15 protein-coding genes and 1 pseudogene are annotated in these 15,443 nt (G+C 29.6%); 2 read left to right on the top strand and 14 right to left on the bottom strand.

Annotated elements, in window-relative coordinates:
- The 12 genes and pseudogenes from CLVI_RS05130 to CLVI_RS05075 form a co-directional block, all read right to left on the bottom strand.
- Nucleotides 1-359 (bottom strand): annotated as a pseudogene (locus CLVI_RS05130) (reverse transcriptase); the annotation flags it as partial.
- Between the two features lie 648 nt (nt 360-1,007).
- The gene (locus CLVI_RS05125) at nt 1,008-1,367 is read right to left on the bottom strand and encodes a hypothetical protein (RefSeq protein WP_106059048.1); all 360 of its coding nucleotides are present in this window, start codon (nt 1,365-1,367) and stop codon (nt 1,008-1,010) included.
- Nucleotides 1,368-1,769: 402 nt separating this feature from the next.
- The gene (locus tag CLVI_RS05120; RefSeq protein ID WP_106059047.1) at nt 1,770-2,606 is read right to left on the bottom strand and encodes a zf-HC2 domain-containing protein; all 837 of its coding nucleotides are present in this window, start codon (nt 2,604-2,606) and stop codon (nt 1,770-1,772) included.
- Nucleotides 2,599-3,093: an RNA polymerase sigma factor gene (locus CLVI_RS05115; protein ID WP_106059046.1), complete on the bottom strand. Its 495-nt coding sequence runs from the start codon at nt 3,091-3,093 to the stop codon at nt 2,599-2,601. The genes CLVI_RS05120 and CLVI_RS05115 overlap by 8 nt, the downstream gene beginning before the upstream one ends.
- 1,187 nt (nt 3,094-4,280) lie before the next feature.
- Nucleotides 4,281-4,595, bottom strand: a complete 315-nt coding sequence (locus CLVI_RS05110; protein ID WP_106059045.1) for a hypothetical protein — start codon at nt 4,593-4,595, stop codon at nt 4,281-4,283.
- Complete coding sequence (locus CLVI_RS05105; protein WP_242980565.1) at nt 4,582-5,619, bottom strand: HlyD family secretion protein; 1,038 nt, start codon at nt 5,617-5,619, stop codon at nt 4,582-4,584. Before CLVI_RS05105 ends, CLVI_RS05110 begins: the two co-directional genes overlap by 14 nt.
- A 55-nt stretch (nt 5,620-5,674) precedes the next feature.
- Entirely contained in the window at nt 5,675-6,172 is a 498-nt protein-coding gene (locus CLVI_RS05100; RefSeq protein WP_106059044.1) for a hypothetical protein, read from the bottom strand.
- Nucleotides 6,159-6,761 carry an ATP-binding cassette domain-containing protein gene (locus CLVI_RS05095; protein WP_242980563.1) on the bottom strand — a complete coding sequence of 201 codons (603 nt, stop codon included), beginning with the start codon at nt 6,759-6,761 and terminating at the stop codon, nt 6,159-6,161. Before CLVI_RS05095 ends, CLVI_RS05100 begins: the two co-directional genes overlap by 14 nt.
- Before the next feature lie 236 nt (nt 6,762-6,997).
- Entirely contained in the window at nt 6,998-8,308 is a 1,311-nt protein-coding gene (locus CLVI_RS05090; protein ID WP_106059043.1) for a sensor histidine kinase, read from the bottom strand.
- Nucleotides 8,301-9,023 carry a LytR/AlgR family response regulator transcription factor gene (locus CLVI_RS05085; RefSeq protein ID WP_106059042.1) on the bottom strand — a complete coding sequence of 241 codons (723 nt, stop codon included), beginning with the start codon at nt 9,021-9,023 and terminating at the stop codon, nt 8,301-8,303. Before CLVI_RS05085 ends, CLVI_RS05090 begins: the two co-directional genes overlap by 8 nt.
- A gap of 206 nt (nt 9,024-9,229) precedes the next feature.
- Complete coding sequence (abc-f, locus tag CLVI_RS05080) at nt 9,230-10,879, bottom strand: ribosomal protection-like ABC-F family protein (protein ID WP_106059041.1); 1,650 nt, start codon at nt 10,877-10,879, stop codon at nt 9,230-9,232.
- A gap of 345 nt (nt 10,880-11,224) precedes the next feature.
- Nucleotides 11,225-11,413, bottom strand: coding sequence for a hypothetical protein (locus tag CLVI_RS05075; RefSeq protein ID WP_106059040.1), 189 nt, complete (start codon nt 11,411-11,413; stop codon nt 11,225-11,227).
- 607 nt (nt 11,414-12,020) lie between these two features.
- Here CLVI_RS05075 and CLVI_RS05070 point away from each other — a divergent pair.
- On the top strand, nt 12,021-13,370 hold the full coding sequence (locus tag CLVI_RS05070; RefSeq protein ID WP_106059039.1) for a DUF4317 domain-containing protein: 1,350 nt from the start codon (nt 12,021-12,023) through the stop codon (nt 13,368-13,370).
- Nucleotides 13,371-13,429: 59 nt separating this feature from the next.
- Complete coding sequence (locus CLVI_RS05065; protein WP_106059038.1) at nt 13,430-13,681, top strand: kinase to dihydroxyacetone kinase; 252 nt, start codon at nt 13,430-13,432, stop codon at nt 13,679-13,681.
- Nucleotides 13,682-13,747: 66 nt separating this feature from the next.
- On the opposite strand, the gene CLVI_RS05060 is transcribed toward CLVI_RS05065, so the two are convergent.
- Nucleotides 13,748-14,698 (bottom strand): DUF3231 family protein, encoded by a 951-nt coding sequence (locus CLVI_RS05060; RefSeq protein ID WP_207655330.1) that lies wholly within the window; start codon nt 14,696-14,698, stop codon nt 13,748-13,750.
- 88 nt (nt 14,699-14,786) lie between these two features.
- On the bottom strand, nt 14,787-15,440 hold the full coding sequence (locus CLVI_RS05055; protein ID WP_106059036.1) for a PAS domain-containing protein: 654 nt from the start codon (nt 15,438-15,440) through the stop codon (nt 14,787-14,789).
- Nucleotides 15,441-15,443 lie beyond the last annotated feature (3 nt).

The raw sequence follows: 15,443 nt of genomic DNA, 5'->3' as shown, positions 1-15,443 counted from the left end.
TGTTCATATATTGATTTAAGTATTTTGTTAATGGCTAATTGAACAATTTTATCTTCATGAGCTGGAATACCTAGCGGCCTTTTCTTATCTGAACCTGGCTTATCTATGTACACTCTCCTTACAGGTTGCGGTTTGTAATTAAAGGATTTAAGTCTTACTAGTAAGTCATCAATATTCACTTCTAAGTTGACTCCATATTCTTTCTTTGTTACATTATCCACTCCTGTTGCTTTGTTACCACCTAATTCGTAATGGCATATAGTTAACATTTCTTTGTTCACTAAGTGCATTAAAGACGTAAATTTGTCTTTAGGTTTATTTCTAGCTATTTCTGCTATCCTATCAAGTTTTGTGTACATTTTCTTTCTCCTCTGTGTAAGAATTTCTGTTTCTCTTTTCAAGGTCTATAATATGTTACACCCTTCCCTCCATGGTCATTACCCACTTCATTGGTACTATGATGTAATCCGACTACTCACTACCATTTGAATCCCTCTGTCTACTAAACGTTGTTTTCCATACTCCATTTGGAGAATAGTGAGTCCTCCCAAGTTGACGTACTATATTAATGTGTACCATGCTACACCTTCGAACCACGGGAGAGCATATAAAATCTAACTATAACAATTTCATATGTTCCGACTTCTAGTCCCCGGAAACCATCGTCCTCTCCACTTTCCAATATTTCGTGGCTATTAGTTTCAGCATTCGCTTGTGGCCTAGTACCTAATTTGTCTACACTTAACTTATTACATCACCATAATAAGCCCAAGACTAACTAATGACTGGTTGCTAACCTTTATCATGCAGGATTTCCACCTGCTATATAGTGATAATAAAAACATTGCTTTTATTATCTTTTACGCCCTTGCTTGGCGTACCCGGGGATATTTGTGAGGAGCAAAGTGATGAGCTTGCTTTCATCTTCATTACAAAGATTTCAATAAAATAAAAAAACAAAGATGCAATTTTACATTGCCCTTTGCTTTTTTTATTTTAAAAACTTCTTATCTATTACCATTTTTGCTTTTTCCACTTAAATTATAAAATAAAAATCTATAATTTAACAATGTACACATAATAAGAAAAAACAATTCAAACAAACCAAATTGCTTTGTTATAATCTCATCACTAAAGAATATTATGCTTATAAGAAAGGCACCTAATAATTCTAACATATTTTCTTTACTTTTAAATTTAATTATAAATGTATAAGTATTAAAGATATCTTTGCGATTTTCTGAAATATTACTTTTATAGGCTCCCAAGCAAACCCCTAGTATAAGCAAAAGGGTAGTACTATTTACACCAAATTTAAAAACTCCTATATTCGCTAAAATCGGAATTAATATTATCATAAACTCCACTTGAAACTACCTCCCTATAATCTTCTGTTTTATATCATTATTCTAATAAATTATATTCTTTATAAAAAAGCTGTGTTATCTATAGATATAATAATGGTGTCCTTGATGGTAATGTAAATAGATTTAAGATGATTAAGAGTACTATGTATGGATGAGTAATTTTAAGTATAAATCAACAGAATTTACCTTACCTATGTTTCTAAAGGAGAGGTTGGTTTTTTTGTCCTGCGAAAGTTAATTATATAATCACTTGATACTCTTAGCCTAAAAAACTCCAATACAAGATCATAAATCTGATTTTGTATTGGAGTTATCTTTAGTTGATAACTAAACAGAAAATTAGAAGAAAACAAATGCATATTTTATTAGATCTTTATATAAACATTACTTCATGCTTATTTATTATCTATATTTACCATACGTGCTTTGCCAGCCATCTATTTTATCATCTCTAAACATATAAATATTATATTTATCATTTGTTTTATCACTATTTTCCTTCATATAATCCTGGGCTAAATAATTCTTACTAAATATTACATCTTCTTTCTTAATATTCTGAGTAAATACATAAACTATTTTATCTTCATCCTCCAAAAGCAGCGCATATTCATAACAATAGTTAGAGCTATTTACAGCAACATATGCCGGATATGAAAAACAATTCTCATCATATAAGATTTCTTGTGTTTTTCCACCCATACTTTCATCGATTTCTGAAAGTCTTTTTACTTCATTATTATAATCCTGTGTATCATAAGTGCAGGTCAAATACACTTGACATTTTGGGTCGAACAAAGTGTCTCTACAATAACAATAGTAATCCACATCAGATGCAGAATCAGGTAATACAATTGGAAACACATCCAAATTACTATATCCTAAAAACTCCTCCCACTCTCCATATTCAGATACAATATTCTGTACTTTTGGATTTCCTCCTGTAAAGAACAACCATGCAAAATATGCCATGCCTGCACTTAATGCAGCAACCACTAGGCTGGCAGTAACAATAGTAATACTTAATACTTTCCTATATTTTTTCAAGAAACTTATTTCCTTTTTATTATTTGTTTTTTCCTTTTGAATAGAATGAGTCATTTTTTCATAGATACTCTTACATTCTTCACATTTTTCAATATGTTCTTTCACTAAATCATTTGAAGTCTCACTTGTTAAACAATCCACATATGAGGGTAATAAATCTCTTACAATATAACATAATTTTTCATCATTCATTAGTTTCAATTCCTTTCTTTATTTTTTGTTTTCCTCTATAATATGTTACTCGAGCCCAATTTTCTGTTCTATTCAACAATTGTCCAATTTCTGCAAAGGACAAATCTCCTGTCAATCTCATAAGCATTACATCTTTTGTATCCTTATCAAAATACTGAATCTTCTTATAAATTTCAAGTTTATCATGCTTGTCAAGAAGTCCTTTCTCCATATCAGTATTTTCAATTAGTTCCCATTCTAATTCATCCAAACAAACTTCTTTTTGCTTTCTATCTTTATCTATACGCTGATACCATAAATATTTGCCTATCTGACATAACCACGTAGATATTTTACATTCGCCTCTAAATTGATTGATTTTTATAATAGCTCTATAAAAGGTCTCCTGCATCAATTCTTGTGCAAGGTCTTCATTTCTAGTAAGACTCTTTAAATAACGATATACTAAATCTGCATATTCTTTATAAATTTGCTCAATATCTTGCAATCTCTCACCTCCTTCTATACTTATTAGTCCAAAAAAAATCACATTCGTTACAAATAATCACAAAATAAATATATTTAATAACTAAAAAGAATTTCTGCTATAGAAAACAGCCATTTTAATACTATATTTAATTTATCAACTCGACTTTCACACATGATTTCTCTAGGTGATAGCCTGTAATTTCAGCATATACAGGAAACAGCATATAAGGACATTCCCTTATTTCATATAATTTAATCACGAGAAACAAAAAAACAGAGGGGAGGTCCTTAATAAATTCAATTTTAAAACAATCAAATTTTTGAAAAGAAAAAGGATTTCCTTGTAGTTCAATATTTAAAATCACTTTTTACTGATTTTTACAGACAAAACCCTATTTCGTACATTAGATTCTAAAAATACAGAATTTTTTTTGCCAAAGACACCGTATATCGATTTTTAAATTCTACACATTTCAATTTGAGAAAATTTTTATTTCTATTATCATCTTCAATAATTAAAAATAAACTTGAATTATTACTTTCTATGGAATACCTTTCTTCCTTTAGCATTTACATTGTTAATTTCAGGAAAAGAAGAAGATAGAAATAAAGCCAAAAATTGGATAGAGCTAATTTCGACAGATATTATATTAAACTATTCTATCTACATAAAGCCGTAACAATGAAGATTTACATACTATAGGCGGATTATTTTTCAGTTGTTGTGCTGACCTTCAAGATATACAATTCTTTGAAGCCACTCAAGTTATTTTAGAGCTGCTTAAAAATGCACTAGACTAAAAAATTTCCTTAACAAAAGAATAAATCCACTCATTTTCGGACTATTTTATATCTATATTACCTATGTTTCTAAATGCTTGTTTAGTTTTTTTGTACTGCGAAAGTTGACTTATATAATAAAGACTATAAGTTATATAAGTAGAGCTTTATAGAGAATATACCAACTTAATTTGGTATAATTATGAAGATTGAAACTTAAACAAAACTTCACTTCTTATTTTTTTGGAAACACTATCTAATGCGAGTAACGTTATACTAAACCTTATCAGATGTATGAATAAAGTTCCTACAAAGATAAATAGGACCAGCTATATATCAAAATGTAGAAACTTTATTACAAGTTATATATTTAATTCAATGAATTGCAGTTATTCCCCATATTATATTAAAAGTAACTCTACTCACTTAGTACAATAATGCCCATATTACATTAAAAGCAACTCTACGCTTCCAAGTATCTCCTCCATCTGCAATATCTATTGGATTAGCATGACTCCTTATATCGTTAAACATTACAGAACCAATTGCTCCTACTACAATTGGTGATGTACCATAATAAATAACAGCATGTGCAAATATTTCGCATGCAATCTGTTGTCTTGACATTCCACTTACAGCACCAGTATTAATTAAATTACTTGCTAAACCAAGACAAACTGCCTTAGATAAATACGCTCCTGACATACTAAGTGAAACGCTTCCTCCATCAACATATTCCAATTTGCTCCATGAAGTATTTCATATAAGTTATCTTTTCATACTTCACTCTAGTCTCTGTTACCATTCCGAGGGTTAGGCTTACCTGCTCACCCTTTTTATCTTCAAGATAATTCTTTTCTGGTTTTATTTTTACCTTAAAGTATACATTTCCATTTTCATTATTTATAGTTGCATCTCCATCTATCGATACTACCTTCCCATTTAAAGTGCCATATTCAGCTTGGTTCAAGCCTCCAACAGCTAGGGATACATCATCATTTTCATGAATTCTAGGTCTATCAATACTTGGTACTGATGCCTCAATTATTAATTCTTCATTCGTTATTGCAATACTTCCTATCTGACTACCACCTTGTAGTACCATTCCTTTTTTAATTTCTGTATTTAAATGAATCTTTCCACTACTAGATGCATAAAGAACATATTCATCAGTAGAACTTGTTATAGATTCCTTTTGAGCTTCTAGCTTACTTTTTTCCATTTCAAGCTGAGTTCTTTCATTAGTAAAATCTAGAATTGTTTCATAATATATCTGATCCTTTTTCACCTTAGCTTGATCTTTACCCTGTTGTATTTGTTCCTCTGTATACTGCTGTTTTTTTAAAGCTTCCTCGTCTACTTTGTATTCAGCCATCTTTGCATTACTACTTAGTAGCTTATTATAAAACTCTAGTTCATCAGTATCATTTTTATCAAAGGTATTCTTTCCCTTTGTTGCTTCATTTTCTGCTCTTTTTAGTAGCTCAATTCTTTTATTATAAATTTCAATTTGCCCATCTGACTGCTCTATCTGATACTTAGGCTCTGGTGAGCTAAATACTATAAGGGCGTCCCCTGCATTTACCTCTTTTCCTTCCTCAATATAGCTTTCCTTTACTTCCCCTGAAATCTTTGCCATTATGTTGCTTTTATTTTCAGTACTTACTATACCTTGTCCTTTAACTACATAGGTTTTTACTGATTTTGTACTCCATACTAAAAAGCCTATAATTAGTAAAAGTACAACTAAAATTATATAATTCATAAACCTTGGAGGCTTTTTATCATATTAAAGCTTACTATCTGTTATTTCATTTAATTTATAGACCTTCAACTGTTAATCCTCCCTTATCTATCTCCATAAAGACATCAGCTATCACTTTCCCATCCTTATTTTCTACAAATACAGTATAACTATCTCCCTTTAATTTAATATCATTTTCAAAGGCATATAATTGAAGCTTTGAATATGCAAATTGAAGATTTTCTTCCTTTTCTGAAAATCTTGCAAACAAACAGTTTGTAACTCTAATCTGATTACTAATATCATATGGCGCCTCAACATTATGTATTGCGTTTTTCATCTGAACCATAAGCTTCAATATTATCTTAACTTGTCCACTATCATCGGCCTCAGCAGTAGTATAATTTATCATGGGCCCTAAAATAGAATTCCCTTTGGATTTAATATAACTTTCCATCATATAGGCTACCTTACCTATATCATTGAACTCATTTTCATTAACTTCTCTAATCAATACAGTATTTAATTTTAACACCTTGTTTTCTCTAACTGTTATTTTTTCAGTTGTACTCATAATCTTCCCCCTCCTTTACCGGTTTCACTGATGTAGCCTTTTCTTTTGTTTCGATAATTTCTATATTTTCCTGACCTTCGTCTATGGTCTTAGTCTTTATCTCCCCAACCTGACTTTCATAAAGTCTATAATAATATCCCTTTTTATTTAACAATGTTTCATGATCTCCAACCTCAACTACTGCACCTTTGTCCAGCACATATATCAGGTCACAATTTCTAATGGTTGATAATCTATGAGCAATAATTAACATAGTTAAATCTTTCCCCTTAACAAATAAGGTGTTATAAATCTTAGCTTCACTAATAAAATCAAGATTACTAGTAGCCTCATCTAATATTAAGAATTTAGATTTTTTAATTAATGCTCTTGCAAGGGAAAGTCTCTGTCTTTCTCCTCCTGATAGTCCCCCTCCAGCTTCATCTAAATAACTATCATATTTTGCTGGCATTTTTTCTATAAAATAATTGCAGCTAGCATTTTCGCAAGCACTTTTTATATCATCATAGGTAGCATTATCTTTACCTAAAACTATATTTTCTCTAATTGTCCCGGAAAATAGCTCTATATTCTGTGGAACATATGCCATTGCTTTTCTTAGACAATAAATATCTAGCTCCTCAATATCATAGCCATGGTAGTTTCTATTTTCTAAGGCTTCATCCTTTCTTAATTAAGTAATTTTATAATTAAAGACAAGCTAATGTAATATCGAAATGTTATCACATTAGCTTGTCTATATTTGTAATATGTATTAATTACTCTATGTTTTGTAATATTCTCTTAAATTGTTCATAATAATGCCAAATGTAGCTTATTTCTTTTCTATATAATATAATATAATAAAACATTCAATTCAAATATCTCTTTTGTATATTCTATAATCAATTCACCATTACATTTTTCCACTGCTCTTTTTATACTTTTCAGCCCCAACCCATGATTATTTGCGTTTTCTTTGCCAGTAATGATTTTTTTGTTTTTATCGACTTTAATATTACCTTGATGAGTGTTGATAATAGAAATAAATATGTTTGTTTTTAAATATGCTATTGCTATTTTAATAGACTTTTTCCCTTTCACTTGCTGCATACAGGCTTCAATAGCATTATCTAAACTATTTCCTAATATTGTGCATATATAAGGATCATTAATTAATAATCCCTGGGGTATTTGTAAATCTAATTTTACATCAATATCATATTGAGCTGCATAACTTATCTTATATCCTAATATTGCATCAATAACCATATTTCCGCTATCTATTGGACTTTTTAATATATCATTGTCTACTAACAAATTTTCTACGTAACTTTTAATTTCATTTATTTGTCCCTTTCCTGCTAATGTCTGCACGCAAATCAGGTGATTTTTCATATCATGGGAAAGTCTTCTTATTTTATCCTTATAATATTCTTCTTGATCATATTGATGAATATAATAATTATTTTTTTCTTCTAACAACCTATTTTGGGTCTCCATTTCATACTTATTAATTATTTTATCATGCAAATGAAAAATAACCATATTAATTACTAATATTGCTACAACAGATCCAGTTGTTATATAAATAGGGACCTCGTTATTTTCTATAGTACTATAACGAAATAATGTATTTAGAATACCTATACTACTTACTGGAACTAAGAAAATATACCACCAATACACATTAGAAATATAACTTGCAGTTCTTTTTTTCTTATAATTTTCAAATACTCTAAGAATAATAAACAATAATAATTTTGAGTACACTATTTCCCATATAATATTTACACCTTGTTCAATAAAAATCGTTTCATTTATATAATTAATGCATTGCATCCCATATACCACTAATAATTCAGAAATCATTCCCATTGTATGTAAAATAATCATAGTCCATAATCTATCTTTCCAGCTTCCTTCATATAACATACAAATAATTAATGTCATTATTATATTACTCGTCAATGTTATAATTGGAATTTCTATTTTTAAATAAGCTATACTCACAATAGCATAATACAGTATATAACAAGCTATTATTTTCTTATGTGTAACTTTGCACTTTAATAAATATATATTTATAAACTTATATATCATAAACATATAAAATACATTTGAAGCTAAATATAGAATTACCTCAAATTTATACATTAATTTTAATCCTTCTAATCATTATAATATATTCTTTTCTTATATCTTTTCGTCTTTTTTCACTGATGTTAATGACTTGGTTATTTAATAAAACAGCATGGGAATAATGCATTTCCTTGATATATTCAAAATTAACTAAATAAGATTGATGCAAAAGCAAGAAATTATGCTCTTCTAATTCTTTCTTTATTTCGCTAAGTTTCATATAAAACTTATAGCTATTATCTTTAGTCATCATAAATATGGCTCTTTGACAACTTTCAAAACAGATTATATCCTTTATAGGTATTCTAACTATACTTGTCCCCATTTTAAATTCAAAACAATGGCTCTGTTTGCAAATTTTTTCATAGGCTAATTCAAATTTCCTATTGAACTCCTCTTGATTAATGGGCTTCAGAATAAATTGAAATGGCTGTACTTCAAATAAATCCATAAAATAGTTTTGTTTGCTGGAAATATATATAATAAGAGTTTCTTGATTTTTCTCTCTTAATTTTTTAATTGCATCAATTCCATTTATTTTCCCCATTTCAATATCCATAAATATAATATCAAAATAACAGCCCTCTTTTAACCTATCACAAAACTTTTCACCAGAATAAAAAATCTCTATCTCTATTTTCTGTGGGTAATAATTACTTACTTCTAGTATGTAACTTTCTATTTCTTGAGTAGTAATTATCATATCATCGCAAATCCCTATTTTTATCATTTGTCCCCCTAATTATCCTCTTTTGTAATATTATATAGTATTTATACATCATATTACAAATTTCTTAAATTATAACTACAAATTGCGGTATATAGTTATCAGAAGAATTACACCACCGCTACTTAGTTCAACAAATATTTCCATGGGATAAGGTACAATTGCTTTAGAAAATGCCTTGACCATTTCATAGTCAAATATTACATTGGTTATATTTTCCTCATCTTACTTTCCTGTAACTTTTTCAATACTTCGTAATATTCTTTATCTAATTTCTTAGGATCATCCTTTTTAGATGGCATAGAAATTCTATTAACAAGCTCTGATAGCTTGTTTTCAAGGAGAAAAATTTCACTTTCCAAATCTTTATCTTTTACATCTGTTTTATTGTCCTTTTTACACAGATATTCTTCATAACTGCCCCGAACTGTAATCAATTTGTGGTTTTCGATAGATAATATACTATTTGCAACTGTACTTATAAATCTTCTGTCGTGGGAGACAAATAGAAGGGTTCTATCATAATCCTTCAGTGCTGCTTCCAACACCTCTAAGGAATATATATCTAGATAATTTGTTGGTTCATCCAAAATAAGCAGATTAATATCACTCAAAAATACCTTTACAAAGGAAGCCTTCACTCGCTCTCCTCCGCTTAGTACATTAATCTTCTTATAAACATCTTCTTTTTTAAATAAAAGTCTACTTAAAAGAATTCTAGCAAAAGTTTCATCATAAATACTATTATCCATTACATTATCCAGAATGCTTAGCTCTTCATTAAGAATATTCATATCCTGGCTGAAGTAACCTATTTTTGCACCCTTAGCTGTTTTAATTTGAAAATCTCCATCTACTATCATCTTAATAAGAGTACTCTTACCACTACCATTTGCTCCAATAAGTGCAGTTCTTGAGCAATTATAAATATCAAACTCCGCATTGTTAAATATAATTTTATTTTCAAAAGACTTACTTATATTTTTTCCTGAAATAACTATTTTATTATGAATTTTACCTTTTCCTAACACATCTAACTTTATATTTTGTATATTTTTCGGTTTTTCCTTTACTTCAAGATGATCTATTCTAGCTTTCATATTCTTTACGTTGCTATCTAGGTTGGCCTTTGCTTTCTGATTCCCCATTTTATGAAGTCTTGCTTCTGAATTCCCCATTCTTGAGGGAGTATTTTTCATAGTACCAACCTTTTGTTTTGTATCCTCCATGGCGCCTTCAAGCTTTTTTTTCTCTTTTTCATACTGATGAAATTCAAATAATCCTCGTTCTATTTCCGAATCTTTTTGAAGCTTAAATGCCGTATAATTACCTATATAATTTTTGAGTTCTCCGTTCTCTATCTCTAGTATTTTATTGCATAGCTTATCTAGAAAATCTCTATCGTGAGATATGATTACAATAGCTCCCTTATATTCTTTAAACTTATTATCAAGAAGCTCTATGCCTTCCACATCTAAATTACTAGTAGGCTCATCCGCAAATATTATATCGTTGTCTTCATTAAAACATTTAGCTATCTTAAATCTTGTTTTCTCACCACCACTTAAATTATTGTTCCAGTTCGGAACAACTCCAAATTTATTAGCTGCTTTTTTATCTATATATCCATGTTCATTAGAAACAAGCTGATCTACAATACTATAGTTTCCATATCTTTTAACCCAGCCTTCATCTGGTTCAGCTTCTCCGCAAAGTATTTTTATAAGAGTAGTCTTACCTGCACCATTAAGTCCAACTAAGCCTATTCGATCCTCTGAATATATTTTTAAATCTTCTATATGGAGTATAAGTTTGTCTCCATAATATTTTTTTATATTTTTACCTTCAATTAATAGCATAAAAAAATCCCTCCTATAATTCGGAGAGAATAATAATTTGCTTAAGTTTAATAATTATCATAAAAACACCCTAAAGCATCACAAATAATACTTTTAGGGATAATATTTAAGGTAATATTCACAGCCACAAGTTAATATCCACTCACATTTTTAATAAATTACACAACAAAAAATCCTCAATTTGGAATCCTTATTATTTTATTTTAAAAACTCTTTAAGTGAATTATTTACTCATATCTCCAAATACCTTACCTTTCATATACTTTACTTAATTATAGAATTATGTATATTCATTGTCAATTATTCTTTTGATGTATGGTAAAAATTAGTGGAGTTAAATTATGCTCATTTTGAATGCTTTTTATCAGATGCAATCAAAATTAATAGCATTGCAATGAATAGAAAAATCCCTTCTACCAGCATTGACCAAATACTAAATGGTAGTATAGCACTCATTGTTGAAACCACTAGTACTAAAGTAAGTCCTATTGCAAATGTCACTTTATGTGGCAAAGCTCTTATTTTATCTAACATAACTTAAATCCTCCTTATATTCGTAATATCCTACGAGTTCGAAACTGGCATGTATTTATTATACTGATTAATGCACTCTGTAAACAAGAATAAATATATATGGGTATTTTTATATTAAAGATAATGGTGATTTGAAGTTACATGAACACTCTGCTAGTGTTAGCAATCACTTGAGTTCTCTTCATAGTATCTACATAACTTTAGATTATAATTAAAATATAATTTATAGGAGGTGTTGTAATGATAGGTCAAACTTTAGCTCAATGCATTCATACATGTGGCATGCATGGACAAGAATTAGCAGATTGTATTTTAATGATGTTAGGTATGAAATAGAGCTAGTTAATTTCCCCTCATAAATACTAGTGGTTTAAACTAACCACTAGTATTCTTTATTTGTTTATATTCAAACTAATTACATCACATTTCATACATAATAAACTATAAATAAATTTACTCGTCTATTACCTCTTCAATAATTAATTTATTCTATTTTAAGTTATCATAAAAAAATCTTTAATTAATATAAAAAAAATACTATACTTAATAATGAGAATATATTAAGTACTGCCTACAAATAGAAAATACTAGATTGAGGGGTTTATATATGAGAAGAAAAGATATACTTGAGTTAAAAAAACGTTTAAAGAAAGATGATTGCACCTTCACTAAAATGTGTGGCTGCTATGTTAATGGCGAAAAACATACTATTTTAAAATTTAGAGAATCCTTTATAAATTTAGATGAGGATGAATACTTTAAATACTTAGAAATTGCTAAAAAAGTCTTGTCTGGGACTATTGGGAATAATATTTTAGAACTTAACTTTCCGCCTAATGAAGATCTTATAAATGAAAAGCAAGTTTCTCTTATGCAGCTTAAAAAAAGTCAATTAAAGGATGATGCTCTTCTTGATGATTTTTATAAATCTATTATAGATACTTATGATTATACTGGTAATTTTTTAATACTTGTTTTTCATGATGCTTATGATGTTATTGCTAAAACCAAAGATAATATAAAGATAGATGAATCTGAAGAAGTATATGAATATGTATTATGTGCAATATGTCCTGTTTCACTATCAGAATCTGGTCTTAGATACTTTGAAGAAGAAAATAAAATAAAAGCACGTATTAGAAATTGGGTAGTTGATGCACCAATTAATGGCTTTGTGTTTCCTGCTTTTATTGATCGTAGTTCAGATGTTAACTCTATTATGTATTACACAAAAAATGCAAAGGATACACATCCTGAATTAATGGAAACTGCTTTAGGTTGTTATTCAAAACAAACTGCTACTATACAAAAAGAAACATTCCAATCAATTATTAAAAATTCTTTTAGTACTGATGAAAAGAAAGCTGATAAAATTTTTATAGAAATACAAGAAAACCTAAATACTATGATTGATGAACATAATGATATGTATGATGATACAGATTGTGAACCTATAAGCTTATCAAATAAGGCTATACAAAACCTTTTAATAGAAAGTGGAGTTTCCGAAGAAATTATTACTAAGATTGAAAAATCCTATGTGGAAAACTTTGGCGATGATCTTCCTTTAGCAGAAAGTTTAATTGACGCAAAAACACTTAAGGCAAATGAGCAAAGAAAAAAGGAAGAATACCTTCTGAAACAAGTAGCGATACTTCAAAATAGACTTGATGAAGTTAAACAAGAGACTGCTGTAGATAATGAAACTCAACTGTCTACAGAAATTGATGATGATAATGTGGTTTTAGAAGAAACTTTAGAGACTAATTTAGAGGAAGTTCAGGATGCAAATTCAGAAGATAATAAGGTTACTCCTCACTATGATGTTATACTTCAAGTAAATCCTGAAAAAATACCTCAGATAAAATCTCAAATAATTAATGGCCAAAAATGCATAGTTATTCCTATTAATGAGAATGAACAAACTACAGTTAATGGCTTAGATGATTTTATTTAAGTTATATAAATTAACCAATAGATAAATCAGAATATGTAAAACTAGAAAGGAGAATAATTATGCTTGAATATAAATTTGATACGCAGCTATTAATTGAAGGCGAAAATCTTTCAGAAGATAAAATTAATGAGTATATTACACAAAACATCGAAGGCGATTGCTTACTTGCTGTTGGTGATGAGGAACTTATTAAAATTCATTTTCACACAAATACTCCATGGAAATTACTTGAGTATTGTACTTCATTAGGTGATATTCATGATATTGTTATAGAAAACATGGACCGCCAGACCAATGGTCTTAAAGGTTAAATAAGAAAATAAATACCTTCAACTTCATGAAGAAGTTGAAGGTATTTATGTATACTGAAGAATTATTTACGTCATTGGGACCACTCTTGTCCAACCTTTCATTTTTCCATACTTCAGATATTTATCATAATACTCAAGCTCTGAATTAAGTAGCCCGCTCCATAACTTACGCAATGTGTCGTTCCTAATCGTCTCAATAGTTGCTCTGACATGTGTATCCAAGGAAGACAATTCCAGATTTAATATAATTCGGTACATAAATCTATCCGTGATTGTTTCAGGATCTATTGGAGCAGTTACTGGTTGTGATGGTCTGCTAGGCAGAGGTACATTAAGCTTTAGTGCTAACTGTTCAAGCTTGTTAATCTGCTTGTTATAAATATATAACCCATGCTCAAGTATTACCTTAAACTCAGTATCATGAGCAAAACTAGAGAATATAGCTATAAGTTCAATTTGTTCATATCTCATAATTATATGATCCCAAATATGAAATGCTTCTGATGTAGAAAGCGGTTCTTCTTCCTGAATAATAGAAGTCTTGAAGGTAGGATACGGCTCTTCCCAGCCTTTCAATTTACCAAACTTATAAAGGGTATCAAAATCCTCAAAATGGACTATTAAATCTTGTATGATAATACTTCTTAAATTATCATTTGTACTGGTTGAACGAACTGCATGGATAAGGGACATTAGCTGTGCTATGAGGTCATGGAATATTTTTTTATAGATATAATCATCTGTTATATCATTAATACGGGTTGCAAACTTGACATCCAAGGGAGGCCTGTTTGGCATAATAATACGAAATTTTTCACCTAATTTCTCTAAATTTTTTATTTGCTTTTCAAAATGCCCCTGAAATTTATCCAGGATTATTTCCCAATCTACGTCATGAACAAAATTCTTAAATAATTGGACAGTTTGAACGCTAACATATCTTGCTCTTAGAAGATTATATATATTAAATGCCTCCTGGATATCTACACTCTCTTCTCTCTTCTTAACTTTTTTCATTAATGAAATTACATCCAAAATGTTCACCCCTCTATTATTATTAGTATGTGTAGAATAACTTTTACATATACCTTGAGGGGTTAAATACCTATAAATTATTATAATCCGAATCTTTTGACGCAGCGACTTCTCTATAACCTTGTTGTACTTCATCCAGCAACTTGTTATTTGCCAACAACTTTTTATTCACTAGTGATAGCTCGACCTCTTGATCTACAATTTGTTGCTCCAAAGCCAATTTTGTTTTGTTAAGCTCCACTTCCATCACTTTGGATTTAGTTATATCTACAAAAGTGATTACTACACCATCGTTTTCGCTATCTAACGTGTGGTAAGGCAGAATACGCGCACTAAACCAATTCCCATTTCTAGACATGATCTGTTTTTCAACAGCAATCAGTGTACGTTGCACCTCCATAGCATCTTCTGTCAGTTCAGGATAAATAAGATCAGACGCGATATCAGTGATTGGTCGACCAACGTCACTCAAAATCAACCTAGAGACTACAGTCATTTGGTTGGTGAAACGCTTAACCAGTAACGTGTTATCCAAAAACAAGGTGGCAATCTTCGTGCTGTCCATTAGATTCTTCATATCGTTAGTGACTAATGACAAGCCGTCTAACTTGGCCTGTAGTTCGAAATTAATTGTCTTTAACTCTTCATTTGATGACTGTACTTCTTCCTTGGTTGTAGTCAGTTCCTCATTTGTCGATTGGAGTTCTTCATTACATGACTGCAATTC

This window comes from Clostridium vincentii (assembly GCF_002995745.1).
GTDB lineage: Bacteria > Bacillota > Clostridia > Clostridiales > Clostridiaceae > Clostridium > Clostridium vincentii.
Note: the sequence above shows the minus strand (reverse complement) of the source record. Positions and strands in the feature narration are given on the sequence as shown.